Origin of the sequence: Methylotenera sp., assembly GCF_029946165.1 — a bacterium.
Classification (GTDB): domain Bacteria; phylum Pseudomonadota; class Gammaproteobacteria; order Burkholderiales; family Methylophilaceae; genus Methylotenera.
The window spans coordinates 252426-273084 of record NZ_JAQSDZ010000001.1 but is presented as its reverse complement, the minus strand read 5'-3'; the positions used below and the strand labels follow the sequence as shown (position 1 = coordinate 273084).

Here is a 20659-nt window from a genome sequence, read left to right as displayed (position 1 = left end):
TTAAGAAGTGTTAACAAGTTCAAAGTACACCCATACGCGCAACACATTATTTACAATAGAAACAAAAGTGAATGGGGAATAAAATGAACGAATCAGAAATGATGGCAGAAATTAAAGATGCGAACTTAAATTACTTAATGTTGGCTCAACAATTAATTCGTTCAGATAAAGCCACTGCAATTTTCCGTTTAGGAATTAGTAAAGACATTGCGGATTTGCTTGAAGGCTTAAGCAATCTGCAATTACTAAAACTCAGCAATGCCAACATGATGCTAGCACGTTTCCGTTTTGATGATAGCGCAATTTTAGGCATGTTAACAAATTATACAAAAGATCGCTCACAGGCACATTTGCATGCGGCTGTTCTAATGGCCGGCCAAAATGCCGAAACAATGGCACATTAATCAAGAGTTAGCGGTTAGCGTTTGATTTTAAGTTGAGGAGAATAAGATGGACAAGAAAAGTGTAGTGAATGAAGCGGAACAAATCCAGCTAGCGATTAAAATGATTAAATTAGGTGCTAGATTACAACTTCTTGAATCTCAAACAACCTTATCTCGTGAACGTTTAATCAAACTATACAAAGAATTAAAAGGCGTATCGCCACCAAAAGGTATGTTACCTTTCTCTACTGATTGGTTCTTGACTTGGCAGCCAAATATTCATTCCTCTATTTTCTATAATATTTATAAATTCATGGTGGATTACACCGATGAAAAAGGCATACATGCCATCATAAAAGCTTATAGTCTTTACTTACAACAAGTGGAACAAGAGGGCGATGAAGAGCCAGTACTGTCAATGACGCGTGCTTGGACATTAGTTCGTTTTGTTGAAAGCAAAATGCTCAAAATGCAAGGTTGCAACTGCTGTGGCGGTAGTTTTATTGTGAATAATTATGACTTAAATAAACAATACGTATGTAATTTATGCCACGTGCCTTCACGTGCAGGTAAAACTAAAAAAGCTAAAGAATTGACTTACAAAGTAGTTGCAATACCAGCTTAATATTGACTTACAGCTGTTGTAAACGGTTTACCCAAAATTAGGTATTCAAATATCAAGTTATGCAAAAAGTGCTTAATAAATTTGTTTTGAAATTTGAATCTAAATCTACTTTTGGTAGCTATTTCTACAAAAAATCATTCCTAAAAAGTGCTTTAAATAAGTTACCAACGCTAAGGCCTAATAAGCGCTTAGTACCAGCGACACTTGCGGTATTGATTCAATGTGCCGCTTTACTGTCAGTAGCCATAACAACATGGACGGTAATTTTCGCTAGCGCCTATTTTGGCCTAAGCTTAAATATCTCAATTTTCACTTTAGTGTTGATGCAGGCATTAGCTGCCGCGACACTTTCTTATCTCGCAGGCATGGCAAGTTGGTGGCGTTGGATACATTTATGTTTTCCGCTCGCCGCTTGGCTCTTGTATCAATGGCATATCCCTAACGTGATTTACCTTGTTGGTTTCATTATTAGCTTAAGTCTATTTTGGACGACATTTCGCACTCAAGTTCCATTTTTTCCATCACGCCCCGTGGTATGGCACCAAGTTGCAAGTATCATTCCACAAGAAAGTCCTGTGCGTTTAATCGATATTGGCAGTGGTCTAGGCGACATGTCTATGTATATGGCTAAAACTAGGCCGGACAGCCAAATTGAAGGTATAGAGATTGCGCCATTACCATGGATGATTAGTTATATTCGCGCCAAGTTCCGCAGATCCTCCGCCAAGTTTATTTTGGGAAATTACCAAGCGCTAGATTTTGCGAAATACGATGTCATTTTCGCTTACCTATCTCCCGCGGCTATGCGCTTGTTATGGGATAAGGCCAGCAAAGAAATGCGCTCTGGCACACTGCTGATCAGTCTTGAATTTGAAATTCCAGATGTGCCAGAAACTACGCGTATCCCAAGCAACAAAAACACACCAGAAATTTATGTTTGGCAAATCCCTTAACCAGACCTTGTTCTATTCTGATGTAATCTTTCCTGAAGTAATCTACTCTGTTTTATTCTAATAAATTCCGATTTAGCTTTATTTCTAAGTGTTTTTATAACTTCAACTTAGATATTTGGCTAAGGACTATTCACAATATAAGGCTAAAAACAGCCCTTTATTCTACAAATTGATTTCTATCGTTGCTTGATATTCTTAGATCATGTAGATAACCCTCATTTATCTAGCCCTACAAATTATTGAACTAGTCTGGAGTAATTAAACATGTTTGTCATTATAGGATACGTAGTTATATGCGGAACCATTTTTGGTGGCTATGCTATGGCAGGCGGTCATTTGGGTGGGTTGTGGCAACCATTAGAGGTGCTAATGATTTTTGGTGGCGCGCTAGGGTCATTTGTTGTGGGTAACGACATTAAGGCACTTAAGGCCACAGGTAAAGCCATTCCTACTTTATTTAAAGGCTCAAAATACACTAAAACACTTTATTTGGATTTACTGGCGATGTTATTTGAAATTCTTGCCAAAATCCGCAAAGACGGCATGATGTCTATTGAAAACGATGTTGAAAATCCTGAAGCCAGTCCGCTATTCAGTAAGTATCCAAAACTACTCCACGACCACCATCTAATAGAGTTTATTACCGATTATTTGCGTCTAATGGGTTCTGGCAACATGGATGCTTTTCAGATTGAAACTCTCATGGAAAGTGAAATTGAAACACATCATATGGAAGGCCATGTACCAGCCCATTGTATAGCCAAACTTGGCGATGCCTTGCCAGCATTTGGTATTGTTGCAGCCGTGATGGGTGTTGTACACACCATGGAAAGTTTGAGTTTACCGCCAACAGAATTAGGTATTTTGATTGGCCACGCGCTGGTCGGCACATTCTTAGGTATTTTGCTGGCTTATGGTTTCGTTGGTCCACTTTCAGGCTTGTTAGAGCAGAAGTTGGAAGAAAGCACCAAAATGTATAACACAGTAAAAGTCACGTTGATTTCTAGCCTTAATGGCTATGCGCCTGCGATTGCAGTAGAGTTCGGTCGAAAAATACTGTATTCAACAGAGCGCCCAGGTTTTGCTGAGCTAGAAGCACACGTTAAGCTGACTAAAGGTAAATAATTAATTGTTAACTAAAACAATTATTCGAATACGGAGCATGCGATGGCTGAACAACGTGTAAGACCGATTATTGTAAAAAAAATTAAAAAGGGTGGCGGAGGCCATCACGGGGGGGCGTGGAAAATTGCATACGCTGACTTTGTAACTGCCATGATGGCATTCTTTTTACTCATGTGGTTGCTAGGTTCAACTTCAAAAGAGCAAAAAGAAGGTATATCTGAATACTTTCAAACGCCATTGAAGCAAGTGTTAATGGGACCATCAATGGGAGCAAGTGACACTATTATTAAAGGCGGCGGTGGTAAAGATTTTACGAAAAAGTCAGGACAGGTAAAAAAAGTTGAGGGACCAGACGGTAAGAAAACTGCAATTGATGCTGAAGGAGCTAAAAAAGCTTTAGAGCAAGCAGAAAAAGTTAAGCTAGAAGAGCTTAAAAAGAAAATAGAAAAAGCGATTGAGGATAGCACAACCTTAAGCAAGTTTAAGGATCAACTGTTGCTGGATATTACTTCAGATGGCCTGCGTGTGCAGATTGTCGATGAGCAGCACCGACCCATGTTTAATTCCTCTAAAGCTGAAATGCAACCTTATGCCAGGGAAATATTACAAGAGCTCGGTAAAACCTTGAATGATGTGCCGAATAAAATCAGTTTATCTGGTCACACCGATGCTACACCTTACCCAAATGGTGAGAAGTCTTATAGCAACTGGGAGTTGTCATCCGATAGAGCCAATGCTTCACGTCGAGAACTTGTGGCGGGCGGTATGAATGAAACTAAACTGATGCGCGTCGTTGGGCTTTCTTCTGCGGCACTGTTTGATAAAGAAAATCCTTTTAATGCGACTAATCGTCGAATCAGCATCATCATTATGAACAAGCAGGCTGAAGAAGATGCATTAAAAGATGGTGCAGCATTCAATGTGCCTTCTAAAGACAGCGCAATAATATTAGGTGAAGTAATTAAGAGTCCATAGCGCTATTAGAAAAAATTCGAATTGATTAGTTTAACTGGTCGTATTCACTAAATTGAAATACAGCACTTTGAGGCAAGATTAGACTGACATGAAAATATTACCAATGACTGAATTAAGGAGCTTGCTTGCCACGGTTGCAGACCATGGCAAGCAACATCTAGTGGAAGTTGAAGCAGATTTGCTACAAACCACCTTCTTGCTTAGCGAGGCAATTGAAAAGCTTGGGGTGAGTTTTATGGCAGTGCATGAAGCTGTGACCTTACAGCAGTCTGTGCTAAATAGCTTGATGATGAATCATCAATTCGATGCTGATGAAGCAAAAAAATTAGAAGAGTTTAAGAACAAAATCGGAGAAGAAGTGAATGCCGCAGTGACAGGCTTACAATTTCAAGATCTCACCAGCCAATTGTTGGCAAGAACAATCAAACGAGTCAATGGCTTAAAAGATCTGCTTAACGAATTAGGCAATCACAGTGATGGAATAGATCCAGAGCACGAGCACGAAGAAATTGCTAAATTCCTAGATGAAATGAGTCACAGTTTGCATGCGGGTAGTCGCGCACTTTCTGGAGGATTAAGACGTTCTGTTGATCAGCAAAATATGTCGACAGGTGATATTGAGCTTTTTTAACAAAACCATTAAGAATTAAAGAAATTCTGCCGTTAAGTAGTGTGAGAAACCTTTAATAGCACCTAAAAATAGTAAGAAAATGTGCAGCGATTTAAATAATTTAAGTAATTCTGGTGATTTATTAACAATTTGCAAGATTAATAACGAAAAAAGTGAGTGAATGAAATGGCAAAAACAATTCTAGCAGTAGATGACTCTGGATCTCTCCGCCAGATGGTGGCATTTAGTCTTAAAGCTGCTGGCTATGATGTAGTGCAGGCTGTTGATGGACAAGATGGCTTGGATAAAGCAAAAGAGAAGACCGTAGATCTTGTGCTAACTGACCAAAACATGCCAATTATGGATGGTTTAACATTGATTAAGAACTTGCGTGAGTTGGGTTCATATCAAAATGTGCCGATTTTAATGCTCACCACAGAATCAAGCGATGAAATGAAAGCAAAAGGTAAAGCCGCGGGTGCCAATGGTTGGTTGGTTAAGCCTTTTGATCCAAAGCGCTTAATTGAAGTCGTGCAAAAAGTAATTGGTTCGTAAAAATTTTGTAGGAGGGGTGTTACACCCCGAATATTGAGTGTTGATAGTCACATTTATTCGCGGTCATAGACCGCTCCTACTTAGTAGCTAAATAGATATATGGAGTACAGCAATGACAATTGATATGAGTCAGTTTTACGAAGTCTTCTTTGATGAAGCAGAAGAGCTATTAGCTGAAGCTGAACGTTTACTTCTTAGTATCGATATAGAAAGCCCTGATACTGAAGAGTTAAATGCGATTTTTCGCGCAGCCCATTCTATTAAAGGTGGCGCTGCCACTTTTGGCTTTATGGACATGACTGAAATTACCCATGTGCTAGAAAATCTCTTAGATAAAATCCGCAAAAATGAAATGGCGCTCACTGCCGAACATGTGGATGCATTTTTGGCTGCAAAAGACGTGCTAAAAATGGAAGTTGATGGACATAGATTAGCCACAGAAGTCGATCAAGAGCAAGTTGCTGATGTAAAAATGATGTTAAAGCAGCTCTCTGAAGCAGGCGGTGTTGTGATTAAGCCAGCCAAAACTGCGCCTGCACCAGAGACTTCACCAGTCATAGCTGCTCCAGTTGTGGAGGCTCCTAAACCCGTTGACCCTGTGATTGCCGCAGTGCCTGATGATGGCTTAACTCGTTTTAATATCGTTTTGCCTGAAGTCACTGAAAAAGACATGAATAACCTAAAAGAAGAATTAGGCTTATTAGGTGATGTTGAGTCTAGTCAAAATGAAAGTAATCGTTACGTATTTAAGCTCACAACAGATTCAACTCAAGCAGACATTATTTCAATCTGCTCTTTTGTATTAGACCCTGATGATTTAGTGATTACTGTAAACGCAGCTGTGAGTGCGCCAGCCGTAACAGCAGAAGCTATACCAGCGGTAGTTGAGGTTGCAGGGTTCGGTCTATTTGAAGATGATGTAAAACCTGCTGCAGTGAATGCACCTGCTAGTACTTCTGGAGTCAAGATTCATGAAGAAGTGGGTTATGGCTTATTTGCTGAAGAAGGTAAAGAAAGCGTGGAAGAAGGCTACGGCTTCTTTGCACCATTTGTGCCACATAAAGATGCTGTCGTTGCTAATTTAATCGGTGATGACACCGTGGCTACAGAAGCAAACTCTGGCAAAGCTGAGCTTGTTAAGGCGGCAGCCGCTAAATCCGCAGCAGACACCGCGGCCTCAGAAGCCACTGATAGACGCAATCAAGGTCGTCGTGAATCAGATAAAGCACCTGCGAGCGCAGAGTCTTCATCTATCCGAGTTGGCATAGAAAAAGTAGACCAACTAATTAACTTAGTAGGCGAGCTAGTTATTACACAAGCGATGATAGAACAACGTATCAGCCAACTAGACCCAGTGCAACACGAACCGCTAATTAACAGTGTAGGACAACTCACACGTAACACTCGTGATCTACAGGAATCTGTGATGTCGATTCGGATGATGCCGATGGATTTTGTATTCTCACGCTTCCCTCGTATGGTGAGAGATTTAGCTGCAAAATTAGGCAAAAAAGTGGAATTTGTAACGGTTGGGGCTACAACTGAATTGGACAAAGGCCTTATCGAACGCATTGTCGATCCATTAACGCACTTAGTGCGCAACAGTGTTGACCATGGTATTGAAACCCCTGAAGGCCGTAGGGCTGCGGGTAAGGCCGAGACTGGAACGCTAACACTGTCAGCTGCGCACAAAGGTGGCAGTATTGTTATTGAAGTGACTGATGATGGCGCTGGTTTAAGTCGTGACAAGCTATTAGCAAAAGCCGCTAAAAATGGCTTGCCAGTGAGCGAAAGTATGAGTGATACCGATGTGTTTAATCTGATTTTCGCGCCAGGCTTTTCAACCGCAGAGGTTGTGACAGATGTTTCTGGTCGTGGTGTGGGTATGGACGTGGTGAAACGAAATATTACTGCCATGAATGGTGTGGTAGAAATTCGTTCTGCACTGGGTTTTGGCACCACTATTTCAATTGCATTGCCACTCACACTCGCAATCTTAGACGGTATGTCAGTATCGCTAGGCAATAGCATCTATGTGATACCACTTAACCTTATTGTAGAAACCCTACAACCACGTGCGGAAGACATTAAAACAGTGACTGGAGAAGGTCGCATGGTGCATGTACGCGGTGAATACTTACCGATTATTGCATTGCACAGTTTGTTTAATCACCCCACTGAAATTACCGATCCAACACAAGGTGTATTAGTGTTGCTGGAATCAGATGGCAAAAAATCGGCCTTGTTTGTGGATAGGTTGGTCGGACAGCAACAAGTGGTGATTAAGAGTTTAGAAACCAATTACAGAAAAGTGCCAGGCGTATCAGGAGCTACCATCATGGGTGATGGTTGTGTTGCGTTGATTTTAGACGTTTCTGCCATTATTCAAATGGGACAGACAACTAATTACCTGACTGGCGCACCACCATTTTCACACTACCAAAAAGCACAACCAATAGAAAACCAAGTAATCCCTAAGGAGCTTACAAAATGAGCACAGAAAACGTCAGCAGACCAAATAATTCAGCCCCTTCATCAGTCAAATTAAGAAACGCAGCGGGTGAGTACCTCACTTTTGTATTAGGTGAAGAACAGTATGGTTTAGAGATTTTAAAAGTACAAGAAATTCGTGGTTACGATGCCGTGACACAAATTGCCAATACGCCAGAGTTCATTAAAGGCGTGGTCAATTTACGCGGAAAAATCGTGCCAATTGTCGATTTGCGCATCAAGTTTCACTTAGGAAAAGTGGAATACGATGAGTTTACCGTGGTGATTATTCTTAATCTAAATGGTCGGGTAGTTGGCATTGTGGTCGATGGCGTTTCAGATGTTATGGCTCTTAAAGAAGAACAGATCCGTGAGGTGCCTTCTTTAGTTTCAAATATCGACACAAAATACATTGTAGGTTTAGCTTCGGTTGAGGAACAAATGTTTATTTTGGTGGATATCGAGCAATTAATGAGCAGCCAGGAGATGGAGCTTATGGATTCATTAGCGGTGCATTAATTAAGATTATGAATAAATACAAAGTCACTTTATCAAGGAAAAGTTAAAATGAATTTTTCTATACAATCGCTCAAAGTTGGTAAACGACTAATGATCGTCATCGTTATAGCATCTGTTGTGGTGTTAGCGCAGGCAGGAATCGGCCTTTACGAATTGGGTACACAAAACTACGCGTTAAAAAATGTGTATGAAAAACGTATGAAGCCTGTTGAAGATTTGGGGAAAATCTCAAATTTGATGTTAGAAAACCGCACCTATTTGAGGACGGCATTAAGTGACGTCAGCATAATTGTGACTGAACAAAACATTTCATTAGAAATGAATCATGATCAAGCCATTAAGTCAGCTGATGCGATTGAGCACAATATTGAAAAGATTACTAATATCTGGAAAAGCTACATGGCAAGTGGGTTAACAGCTGAGGAAAAAAGTTTAGCTGATCGATTCACTGAAAATCGCAGTAAGTTTGTTAAAGAAGCTTTAAAACCCTCAATTATTGCATTGCGTGCTGGAGATTATGAAGCGGCAAAAGCGTTATCAGGAAAAGCAAGCGACCTATACGCGGCAGCAGGACCTAGTCTTGAAACTTTAACTAATTTTCAATCTAAAGCAGCAACAAAATCTTATCAGGACGCTGTAAAGCGCTTCGATAGCATACGTACTATGACATTGCTAGGATTGTTAGGCGCTACGGCTTTGCTCATATTCTTAGGGTTAATCATTACACGTTCTATTACCAAGCCATTGCAAAAATCCATTGAAGTATTTGATAAAATTGCCGATGGTAACTTCGAAACGCCGATTGATGCGCAGGGTAAGGATGAACTTAGCATCGTACTGCAGTCGTTAAAAAGCATGCAAGCCAAGCTTAAGAAAGACATTGGTGATCAACGTGCCTTGGCCGCTCAAGTGGCAGATCAGTCCACTTTATATGAAAACCAACTAGCTGCTATTAGCAAATCTATGGGCGTGATTGAATTTAGCTTAGATGGCAAGGTGATTGCAGCTAATAATATTTTCTTAAATATATTAGGCTACAGCGCCAGTGAGGCTATTGGTCAACACCACAGTGCTTTTGTGGACAGCGCTTATAAAAACAGTGCGGAGTATCGCCAGTTTTGGGAAACACTTAATCGAGGTGAAGCGGTTACGGGGCAATATCTACGCATAGGTAAAAATGGCAAAGAAGTTTGGATAGATGGTACTTACAACCCAATTTTATCTGCAGCAGGTAAGCCATATAAAGTGGTGAAATACGCTTATGACATCACTGAACAAAAATTAAAGAATGCTGACTTTGAAGGCCAAATTTCTGCCATTGATAAGTCGCAAGGCATTATAGAAGTGTGTTTAGACGGCATAGTTACTAAAGCAAACCAAGTATATTTGGATATGTTGGGCTACAAAGAGAGTGAATTATTAGGCAAGCACATCAGCATGGTATTAGATCCAACATTTGCCAATAGTGATAGCTATAAAGCTTTATGGGCCAAGTTGGTAAGTGGTGGCACCGATACCGGCCAATATAAGCGAATTACTAAAGATGGTCGTGAAGTTTGGATTCAAGCGTCATATAACCCAATTTATGATTTGAAAGGTAAGCCATACAAAATTGTTAATTACACAATGGATATTACGGAGCAAAAATTAATGGCGGCCGATAATGCTGGTCAACTTGCAGCTATTGGCAAAATCCAAGGTGTGATTGAATTTGATTTAACCGGCAAAGTTATCGCAGTCAATGAAAACTTTGCCAATGTGACAGGTTACAGCGAAAAAGAAATCGTAGGTAATCATCACAGCATGTTTGTAGAACCGGCTTATAAAGCCAGCCATGAATACAAAGCCTTTTGGGATAAACTAAATAAAGGCATTGCTGATGAAGGCCAATACAAACGCATCGGCAAGGGCGGTAAAGAAGTATGGTTACAAGCCAGCTACAACCCGATTATGGACATGAACGGCAAGCCTTTTAAAGTGGTTAAATATGCTACTGATATTACCGAACAGCATCAAAATGCGGCGGTATTGGCAGAGGCGGTTGCAGAAACCCAAGCCATTATTGAAAGCGCAAAAACAGGCGATCTATCAAGCCGTGTTTCATTAGATGGCAAATCCGGCGCAATTGCCTTACTTTGCGATGGTGTGAATGCCTTAATGGATAAAATGACTGAAGTGATTGTAGAAGTACGTGAAGCCGGCGATACAATTAACACCGCAGCTGGTGAAATATCATCTGGCAATAACGATCTTTCACAACGCACAGAACAACAAGCCTCAAGCCTAGAAGAAACTGCAGCAAGCATGGAGCAGTTAGCTTCAACCGTAAAAAACAACGCAGAAAACGCCAAGCAAGCCAACCAACTGGCCGCTGCGGCTTCAGGCGTAGCTGTTAAAGGTGGCGAAGTTGTCGGTCAAGTGGTCAATACCATGAGCGCCATCAACAGCAGCGCTAAAAAGATTGAAGATATTATTTCTGTGATTGATGGCATTGCCTTCCAAACCAACATTCTTGCACTTAACGCTGCGGTTGAAGCAGCCCGTGCAGGTGAACAAGGTCGGGGATTTGCAGTGGTGGCTGGTGAGGTACGTAACCTAGCTCAACGCTCTGCTAGTGCCGCCAAAGAAATCAAAGAGTTAATTTCAGACTCAGTGAGCAAAACTGCCGAAGGTACTTCACAAGTAGAGCAAGCGGGTAAAACCATGGCAGAGATCGTGTCTTCCGTTCAACGCGTAACAGACATTATGGGTGAAATCACTGCTGCCTCTGTAGAGCAAAGCGCAGGGATAGACCAAGTAAACCAAGCGGTGACTAGCATGGATGAAGTGACGCAACAAAATGCTGCGCTTGTTGAACAGGCTGCAGCAGCAGCTGAGTCATTAGTTGATCAGGCCGTGAGCTTAATTGAAGTCGTAAGTGTGTTTAAATTAATGGGAGGTTCTTCATCCTCTTCACATAATGCTAAAAGCCGAGCACCATTACGTTTAGCTTCAAGTGATAATAAATCTAAGCCTGCTGCAAAACAAGCACCTGCTAAAGTAGTAACTAAAACTGGCACAGATGATAATGAGTGGGCAGAATTTTAATTGTGATTTAGTAATATAAGCAATTAAAAAAACAGCACCTATCGGTGCTGTTTTTTTTATGCTTATTGGTTGAATAATTATTTTCAATATTCACTCAAGATTTAAACAGAAATGACGTAATAACACATATGAGGTTTTGCGATTAATTTCCAATAATTACCTTCTCGGCTTTTTGCCATATCGTCGCTTAAGTGGCTCCTATTAACATATTGCTAGGACTAAATAAAAGCTAAACCTTAAAGATGATGCGCATTTACTGCTTTGTTTGGCAATTCAAATATTGCGACCGAAGAGGAAAATCACTATATGGAAATTGTATTAAAGCTATAGATAATCTGATCAATATTAGGGTAATGGCGATAGTTTGTTTAAGCGGTTTTAAAGACTTAAATTAATTTTTCAGATCACTGGTTAATTTACGTTAAACAGCCCAATAAATTGGAGTAATAAAATGAGTATGACAAAGAAAATGTATATGTTGATACTGGCTGCGGCTTTGGGCATGGTGTCACTGGCGGGTATTGGTTTATATAAAATTAACCAAGTCTATATTATAACTAACTTTGCCAATACGAATGCTGTGCCAAGCGTGCAATTATTGGATGAGGCATTAGCGCATTTTGAAGCAATGAATAGCTTAGTTTGGCAACATATGGCTAGCTTGGATAATGACAAAATGGTCGAAATTGAAGCCAAGGTTGCGGCAGAACACAAAGCGTTGATGGATAACCTAGCCCAGTATGAAAAGACCATGGTGGCAGATAAAAAAGATGCTGAAATGATAGTCGCTGACCGTGCGGCGCTAGCGGCATTTGATGAAATGGGTGGTCAGGTACTCACTACCTCTTTAGCTAATGACAAAGATAATGCTAGAAGCATTTTGCTCGCGAGTGGAAATATGATTTCTAGCGTACAAAACGCAATTAGCAATCATCGTAACTATAACGTTAAATTAGGTAATGATAGCGCTGAAAAAGCGGCCACCATTAAAAATGAAGCAGTGGTTCAGTCTTTGGTGATTTCAGGCTTAATTTTGTCTATTATCGTTTTGCTCGGCGTATACATTACACGTGGTTTAATTAAGCAGTTGGGTAGTGACCCTGCAGACTTAGCCTTGCTAGCCAAGAATTTTGCTGATGGCAATTTGACTCAAAAAATTATAGTAGCTGACAATGATAAGTTGAGCGTGGCTTACTCGATAAAGTCTTTACAAAGGACTTTAGATGGCATTGTGCAATCATTGCAATATGTGAGTGCACAGCATGATGCAGGGGATATTGATGTCAATGTTGACGTCAGTCGATTCAAAGGTGGCTATGCCGATATGGCGGCTGGCGTGAATAAGATGGTGGCTGGTCATATCGACATGAACAGAAAGGCGTTAGCCTGTGTGAAATCTTTTGGCGAAGGTAATCTTGGCGCCACATTAGAGAAGTTTCCAGGTAAAAAAGCTTTTGTAAACGAAGCGATTGAACAAGTAAGAGCCAACATAAATGCATTGGTTAACGATGTTAACGCGCTCTCTAAATCCGCAGTAGAAGGTCATTTAGCTGTTCGAGCCGATGCAAGTAAACATCAAGGTGATTTCCGTAAGATCGTAGAAGGTGTGAATGAGACTTTAGACGCAGTCATTGTGCCTTTAAATATGGCCGCAAAATATGTCGACGATATCTCTAAAGGCAATATCCCAAGTAAAATCACCGAGACTTACCAGGGTGATTTTAACGCCATTAAAGATAATCTAAATCAATGTATTGATGCCGTTAATGCCTTGGTAGTAGATGCCGCTATGCTTGCCGAGGCTGCTGATCAAGGCCAATTATCGACCCGTGCGGATGCAGCAAAGCACCAAGGTGATTTCCGTAAAATTGTAGAAGGTGTGAACAACACATTAGACTCAGTCATTGGACCATTAAACGTTACCGCAAACTGTGTTGATAGCATTTCTAAAGGTGATATCCCCGCTAAGATAAGCGAGCATTACAAAGGTGATTTTAATATCATCAAAGATAACTTAAATCATTGTATCGAAGCAGTTAACCGCTTGGTTGAAGACGCTAACATGCTGGCCCAAGCAGCCGCCGATGGAAGAGTCAGTGTACGTGCGGATGCTTCGCTTCATCAAGGTGACTTCCGCAAAGTGGTAGAAGGTGTGAACGCCACACTAGAAACCATCGTAGCGCCAATTGCAGCGGTTAAAGAGGCCATAGAAACTATTACCACTGCCGCCAATGAAATTGCTACTGGCAATAACGACCTATCACAACGCACAGAACAACAAGCTTCCAGTCTAGAAGAAACCGCTGCTAGTATGGAACAGCTAGCTTCAACCGTAAAAAACAATGCTGAAAATGCCAAACAAGCTAACCAACTTGCTGTCACCGCTTCAGGCGTTGCGGTGAAAGGGGGCCAGGTCGTTGGTCAAGTGGTTAACACCATGAGCGCCATCAACAGCAGCGCTAAAAAGATTGAAGATATTATTTCCGTGATTGACGGCATTGCCTTCCAAACCAATATCCTAGCCCTTAATGCTGCGGTGGAAGCAGCCCGTGCGGGTGAACAAGGTCGAGGATTTGCAGTGGTGGCTGGTGAAGTGCGTAACCTCGCGCAACGTTCTGCCAGTGCTGCTAAAGAAATTAAAGAGCTTATTTCAGATTCAGTAAGCAAAACTGCCGAAGGAACTTTACAAGTGGAGCAAGCGGGTAAAACCATGGCAGAGATCGTGTCGTCGGTACAACGCGTGACAGACATTATGGGAGAGATCACTGCGGCCTCAGTAGAGCAAAGCGCAGGCATAGACCAAGTTAATACGGCGATTACCAGCATGGATGAAGTGACACAACAGAATGCTGCGCTAGTTGAGCAAGCCGCCGCCGCCGCAGAAAGCCTAGTTGAACAAGCGATACAGCTTTCTGATGTGGTGAGCGTATTTAAGTTAAATAATACTGGTAGATCTAGTGATAATCGCCGAGCAGTGAGCAGCCCATTGCGAACCACAGTTAAGAAGGTGCAAGCGGTAGCAAGCAGGCCGGCACCTAAACTAGTGACTAAAAATGGCACCAATGATGACGAGTGGGAAGAGTTTTAGTATCAGTTGGTAAGCTTTATTAACTAAGTATTTGTATCGAAATGTGAGAACAAAATGAAAATGAAAATGAAAATGAAAATGACTATCGCTAGAAAAATGTTGTTACTAACTTTTATCGCCATGACTGGATTGATAGGTGGGATGGCATTAAGCCAGCATCAAATGGAAAAAGTTTACGCCGAAACTAATTTCGCTAATACGAATATAACACCTAGTATTCTTGTGTTAGATCAGGTAAAAAATAAATTTAATAGTTTACAGATTAACACGGCAAATCACACCATTATTGAAGATGCTGCCAAAACGGCTGAGATTGATGTGACTATTAAGAAGTTGCAAAGTGAGCTTGACATGCTTTTTCAAGGGTATGAAACCTATTTATCTGACGATAAAGAGAAGCAAATGCTCGAGGCTGATAAAGCTAACTTGAAAGAATATTATGCACGTTTGGAGCCAATATTAGCGTCGTCAAGAATCAACGAAAAAGCCGGGGCACAACAGCTCTATATCGACATTCGCGAGACTGCAGAAAAAGCTAATAACAGCATTGCAGCGCATATTGATTATAAAGTTGCGTTGGGTAAAAGTATGGCTGACGATGCCGCAGTTGTTAAAGAATCAGCCAGAAATGTTTCGTTAATTAGTGGCGCATTAGCTTTACTAGCTATCGGAATCATTGGTTTTATGATTACCCGTAATCTACGTAAACAATTAGGTGGTGAGCCAGAGGAAGTGGCAGCAATTGCAAAAAATATCGCTGAAGGCGATTTGAATCGTCATATAGACATACAAAAAGGTAGTGCTGGCAGTTTAATGGCAGCAATGCACACCATGCAGCAAACACTTAAGGCCGTGATTGATGAGCAAAGTGCAATGTCTGTTGAAAACAAAGCTGGCAATATCAAAGCGAATATCAACACACATAAATTTCTGGGTAGCTATAAAGCTATGGCAGAAAACGTGAATGAAATGGCGAATAATCAGGCTGAAGTAATGCGCAAAGTTACAGCCTGTATCTCTGAGTTTGCTAACGGCAATTTTGAAGCACCATTAGAGCGATTTCCTGGTCAACGAGTATTTATTAACGATAGCGTAGAGCAATTACGTAGCAACATTAAAACCGTTATAGCCGACATGGATTACATGTCTAAAGAGCATGACGCTGGTGATGTAGATGTCGTGATTGATGAGGCAAAATACAAAGGTGCATATGCGCAAATGGCGCATGGTGTGAATACCATGGTCGGTGGTCATGTTCAAGAAAAAAATCAAATGATTCAATTAATTCGCGCACTTGGCGATGGTGATTTTGAAGTTAAGATGCAACAATTTCCAGGTAAAAAAGCCGAAATCAATAAGAATTTAGACCGATTGAACGGCAAACTTAAAGGGATTGTAGACTCAGTGAAATGGGTAACAGCTGAACATGAGCAAGGCAATATCGACATGAGTTTGCATGCGCATATGTTTAAAGGTGGCTTTAGTGAAATTGCCACGTCAGTGAATAAAATTGTAGGCGGTCAACTAGAACTTACTGAAAAAGCTTTAGCTTGCGTTAAAGAGTTTGGTGAAGGTAATTTTGATGCACCACTAGAAATTTTCCCAGGAAAAAAAGTTTTCGTGAATGAAGCGATTGAGCAAGTGCGTAGTAATTTGAAAGCATTGAATGAAGATGCGCAACTGTTAGCAGATGCCGCTCGTGAAGGTCGCGTGATGGTGCGCGCTGATACCGATAGGCATTTAGGCGACTATCGCAAAATCGTGATTGGTATGAATGAAACCTTAGAGATGATTGTTAAACCAATTGTGACGGTTAAACAATCTGCTGAAGCGATTAATACTGCAGCTAAAGAGATTGCACAAGGTAACGCAGATTTATCACGTCGCACTGAAGATCAAGCGGCTAGTTTAGAACGCACGGCCTCAAGCATGGATCAACTCTCATCTACTGTTAAACAAAATGCAGACAATGCTAAACAAGCGAATCAATTGGCTATTGCAGCCTCAGGTGTGGCCGTTAAAGGTGGCGATGCCGTGGGCGACGTAGTGAGTACGATGAGTGCGATTAATTCCAGCGCTAAAAAGATTGAAGATATTATTTCTGTGATTGATGGTATTGCTTTCCAAACGAATATTCTTGCGCTGAATGCCGCAGTGGAAGCGGCTCGAGCGGGTGAGCAAGGTCGTGGCTTTGCGGTGGTTGCAGCAGAAGTACGCAATCTTGCGCAACGTTCTGCCAGTGCTGCTAAAGAAATTAAAGAGCTTATTTCAGATTCTGTGAGCAAAACGGCAGAAGGCACGAGACAAGTTGAAATGGCCGGCGAGACGATGAAAGAGATTGTCAGCTCAGTTAAACGAGTGACCGATATTATCGGTGAGATTGCCGCGGCATCAACCGAGCAAAGCACTGGTATCGCACAGATTAATGAAGCCATTATGAAGATGGATGATGTGACGCAGCAAAATACCGCCTTGGTAGAAGAAGCTGCGGCAGCGGCTGAATCTCTGATGGAGCAATCTGAAGAAATGACAGCGGTAGTGAGTGTGTTTCAGCTAGATAGTGGCACACCAAAAACAGCGCATAAAGCTTCTCCTTCTCCTAAAAGGCACCTCAGTGGTATTCAATCAAGCTCTGATAAAAAAGAGTCTTCAGTCAGAGCTGCTGCCAAGACGGGTACGAACGACAGCGAGTGGGAAGAGTTTTAAGTATTTTCATTAAGTGCCTCGTCGAGATTGCATCATTATTCCCGATGGGGCGCAGCTCTTACATATGACTTTTCTAGCATCATAGCGCTTATGAAACCTTTGCGTCTGTATTTAAATTTAAAAGTTATTAAACCGTTTATCGAATACAAAAAGTACAGAATAGTAAGGATTCAGAATGAAAATAAATATGCCAGTGACCCAGCGTGAGGTCGAATATAAAGACTCTTTACAAATCGTCTCAAAGACTGATTTAAAAGGAATAATCACCTTTGTTAATCGTGACTTTATAGAGATTAGTGGATTTGCAGAAGAGGAGTTAATCGGACAAAGCCATAATATAGTCCGGCATCCTGATATGCCTCCAGTGGCCTTTGCCGATTTATGGGATACGGTGAAGTCTGGCAAGCCATGGATAGGGATCGTCAAAAATCGTTGCAAAAATGGTGATTATTATTGGGTAGAGGCGATAGTTTCACCCTTTGCAGAAAACGGTCAAGTGGTCGGGTATATTTCTGTTAGAAAGAAAGCCAGTCGTGAGCAGATTGAAAATGCAATGCGCTACTATCAAGTGCTTATAGAAGGTGAAAGTTGGTTTAACCGCATCAAAAGTGCTTATCAAAGTTTTAAACGTAATTTTACGGTGAAATCTAGAATCATCTCTATTTTCATGGTGGTCGCTTTTAGTAGTTTAGTGCTTGGTTACAATGGCTTAATTGGTATTCAGGCGAGTAATAATAAACTATCCTCAGTCTATCAAGATCGTGTCATCCCACTCCAACAGCTTAAAATTGTTGCTGATATGTATGCGGTGAATGTGGTCGATACTTCACATAAGGTTAGAAATGGAAACCTAACTTGGGCACAAGGTCTGGAGAATGTCGATAATGCACTAAAAGAGGTAGATAAACAGTGGAAGGCCTATACCTCAACTTATTTGGTCGAAGATGAGAAAAAGCTGGTTGCTGAAGCCAAACCGCTTTTTGTAAAAGCTAATACTGCCACTGAGGCGCTAAAAAGTATCATGCGTAGTCAAGATGGTAATCGTATGGCTGAATTTACCACTAACGAACTATACCCAGCGATTGATCCACTATCAGATAAAATTAGTCAGTTAACTAATTTGCAATTGAAAGTAGCAGGTGAGGAATACCTTGCTGCTGACGCTAACTATATTAATAAACGCAATCAGAATATTTTCCTAATTCTAGTTAGCCTTGGTTTGTCTAGCTTGCTTGGCTGGATGCTATATAAAGCGATTATGCCGCGTGTGAATGACGCCGTTAAATACTTGTTGGCTAGTTCTCAGGGGCTTGAGCATGACTCTGTAATAACTACAGATCATCGTGACGAGTTGACCACTGTGATGAATGCTTACAGAGCATTGAGGGCGCGTATTGATTTTGACAACAGCGATGCCTTTGCTGGTATCGATCGCATTAAATCGGCTTTAGATTACGCAACCATTCCAGTGACTGTAGGCAATGAAAATAACACGCTTATTTACATGAATCATGCAGGTTTTGATTTATGGAAAAAAATGGAGTCTGATTTATTAAAACGTCATCCTGATTTTTCAATAGACAAACTCATTGGCAGCAGACTGGGACAATATATTGAAAATGAAGAGCAACGTGCAAATTATGTAGCACCAGTCGTAAGCACCAAAATGCTATCAACTGAGATTGGCGCGCGTCAATTAGATCTAACCTTTAACCCCGTTCATAATGAGGAAGGTCGCTATATTGGCCGCATGATTCAATGGGTAGATAGAACAGATGAACTAAGTGCAGAGAAAAAAGTGGCTGCACTGATTGAGAAGACCGTTGCGGGTAATTTGACTGAGCGTCTAGATGTAGCAACATTACCTGTCGGTTTCTTGCGAGATACTGGCGTAGGTATGAACCGCTTATTAGAGGCGGTGATTAATCCGCTTAATATGGCAGCCGCGTATGTTGATAATCTGTCTAAAGGCGTGATTCCCAATGAAATCACCGATGATTACCACGGTGACTTTAATATTATCAAAAACAATTTAAATGCTTGTGGCTCTGCTATTAAAGCGCTGGTTGCCGATGGCAATATGTTAGCTAAAGCAGCTGATGAAGGGGTGTTAACTGCACGTGCAGATGCAACGCAACACTTGGGCGAGTATCGCAAAGTGATTGAAGGGTTAAATGCTACTTTAGACGCGATTGTAACGCCTTTAAATATGGCTGCTAGAAACTTGGATAGCATCGCACGTGGAGACATTCCACAAAGAATTACTGAACATTACAGTGGCGACTTCAATAATATTAAAGACAATCTAAATACTTGTATCGAGTCCATCAATGCATTAGTGGGTGACGTTCAAATGTTAGCTAACGCTGCAAATGAAGGTCGTGTTTCTGTTCGCGCAGATGCCAGCGCGCACCAAGGCGATTTCCGCAAGATTGTAGAAGGTGTCAATGAAACGCTTGAAATGATCGTTGGTCCGATAGGCACGGTCAAAGTTGCTGTAGAAACCATCAGTACTGCTGCAAAAGAAATTGCTCAAGGTAACGCTGACTTGTCTCGCCGCACTGAGGAGCAAGCTGCTTCACTTGAAAAAACTGCCGCTAGTATGGAAGAGTTGTCTTCAACAGTTAAACAAAATGCCGATAATGCAAAACAAGCTAATCAGCTTGCCACTGCGGCCTCAGGTGTGGCGGTAAAAGGCGGCAATGTTGTCAGTGAAGTCGTTGCAACTATGAGCTCAATTAATAGTAGCGCTAAAAAGATTGAAGACATTATTTCTGTCATTGATGGCATTGCCTTCCAGACCAACATCCTTGCGCTTAATGCCGCGGTAGAAGCGGCAAGAGCGGGTGAGCAAGGGCGTGGTTTTGCCGTTGTTGCAGGCGAAGTACGCAACTTAGCACAACGCTCGGCTAGTGCTGCTAAAGAGATTAAAGAACTTATTTCTGACTCAGTCAGCAAAACGGCTGAAGGTACACGCCAAGTTGAAAATGCGGGTCACACTATGCATGAAATTGTAACCTCAGTTAAACGTGTATCCGACATCATCAGCGAAATTGCCGCCGCCTCCAGTGAGCAAAGCGCAGGCATTGAGCAAGTGAATGAAGCTGTGATGAAGATGGATGACATGACGCAACAAAATACGGCCTTGGTAGAAGAGGCCGCTGCAGCGGCTGAATCTATGATGGAGCAAGCCGATGAGCTGATGAACGCTGTTAGCGTATTTCAATTAGAAGGTGAAAGTCAGTCTAAACGCACCAGTTCAGTAGAGCTACGAACAGCACACAATGCGATGCGAGGCTCTGCCAATAATGCCACTACAAGTAAAGCTGTAGCTACAAAACCAAGACTGGTTGAAAGTAAGCCATCAACAACTAAACCTATAAAAGTTGTTACAAAATCGGGCACGGATGACAGCGATTGGGAAGAGTTTTAACCGATGTAGGAGCGACGTCTCGTCGCGAAGTTACGGTGCAAATCTCGACGAGACGTCGCTCCTACAAGAAATTGCATGGGCAATGATGCATTTCTTAAGCTTTTAAAAAA

13 protein-coding genes are annotated in these 20659 nt (G+C 41.5%); all 13 read left to right on the top strand.

From position 1 onward, the window contains the following. Nucleotides 1-83 precede the first annotated feature (83 nt). Nucleotides 84-404 (top strand): flagellar transcriptional regulator FlhD, encoded by a 321-nt coding sequence (gene flhD / locus PSV17_RS01160; RefSeq protein WP_300478724.1) that lies wholly within the window; start codon nt 84-86, stop codon nt 402-404. Nucleotides 405-450: 46 nt separating this feature from the next. Further along, nucleotides 451-1008, top strand: coding sequence for a flagellar transcriptional regulator FlhC (gene flhC, locus PSV17_RS01155; protein WP_300478721.1), 558 nt, complete (start codon nt 451-453; stop codon nt 1006-1008). A gap of 86 nt (nt 1009-1094) precedes the next feature. Further along, nucleotides 1095-1961 carry a class I SAM-dependent methyltransferase gene (locus PSV17_RS01150; protein WP_300478718.1) on the top strand — a complete coding sequence of 289 codons (867 nt, stop codon included), beginning with the start codon at nt 1095-1097 and terminating at the stop codon, nt 1959-1961. Nucleotides 1962-2225: 264 nt separating this feature from the next. Beyond that, a complete protein-coding gene (gene motA / locus PSV17_RS01145; RefSeq protein ID WP_300478715.1) occupies nt 2226-3086 on the top strand; it encodes a flagellar motor stator protein MotA in 861 nt (286 codons plus the stop codon). 42 nt (nt 3087-3128) lie between these two features. Then, nucleotides 3129-4061 (top strand): flagellar motor protein MotB, encoded by a 933-nt coding sequence (motB, locus tag PSV17_RS01140; protein ID WP_300478712.1) that lies wholly within the window; start codon nt 3129-3131, stop codon nt 4059-4061. Nucleotides 4062-4149: 88 nt separating this feature from the next. Continuing rightward, nucleotides 4150-4692 (top strand): chemotaxis protein, encoded by a 543-nt coding sequence (locus tag PSV17_RS01135; protein ID WP_300478709.1) that lies wholly within the window; start codon nt 4150-4152, stop codon nt 4690-4692. Nucleotides 4693-4857: 165 nt separating this feature from the next. Next, nucleotides 4858-5226: a response regulator gene (locus PSV17_RS01130; protein WP_300478707.1), complete on the top strand. Its 369-nt coding sequence runs from the start codon at nt 4858-4860 to the stop codon at nt 5224-5226. 112 nt (nt 5227-5338) lie between these two features. After that, the gene (gene cheA / locus PSV17_RS01125) at nt 5339-7720 is read left to right on the top strand and encodes a chemotaxis protein CheA (RefSeq protein ID WP_300478704.1); all 2382 of its coding nucleotides are present in this window, start codon (nt 5339-5341) and stop codon (nt 7718-7720) included. Beyond that, nucleotides 7717-8235 (top strand): chemotaxis protein CheW, encoded by a 519-nt coding sequence (locus tag PSV17_RS01120; RefSeq protein WP_300478701.1) that lies wholly within the window; start codon nt 7717-7719, stop codon nt 8233-8235. The genes cheA and PSV17_RS01120 overlap by 4 nt, the downstream gene beginning before the upstream one ends. Before the next feature lie 48 nt (nt 8236-8283). After that, nucleotides 8284-11322, top strand: a complete 3039-nt coding sequence (locus PSV17_RS01115) for a methyl-accepting chemotaxis protein (RefSeq protein ID WP_300478698.1) — start codon at nt 8284-8286, stop codon at nt 11320-11322. Between the two features lie 451 nt (nt 11323-11773). Further along, entirely contained in the window at nt 11774-14410 is a 2637-nt protein-coding gene (locus PSV17_RS01110) for a methyl-accepting chemotaxis protein (RefSeq protein ID WP_300478696.1), read from the top strand. A gap of 54 nt (nt 14411-14464) precedes the next feature. Continuing rightward, complete coding sequence (locus PSV17_RS01105; RefSeq protein ID WP_300478694.1) at nt 14465-17116, top strand: methyl-accepting chemotaxis protein; 2652 nt, start codon at nt 14465-14467, stop codon at nt 17114-17116. Between the two features lie 175 nt (nt 17117-17291). Further along, entirely contained in the window at nt 17292-20549 is a 3258-nt protein-coding gene (locus PSV17_RS01100; RefSeq protein ID WP_300478692.1) for a methyl-accepting chemotaxis protein, read from the top strand. Nucleotides 20550-20659: the final 110 nt, after the last annotated feature.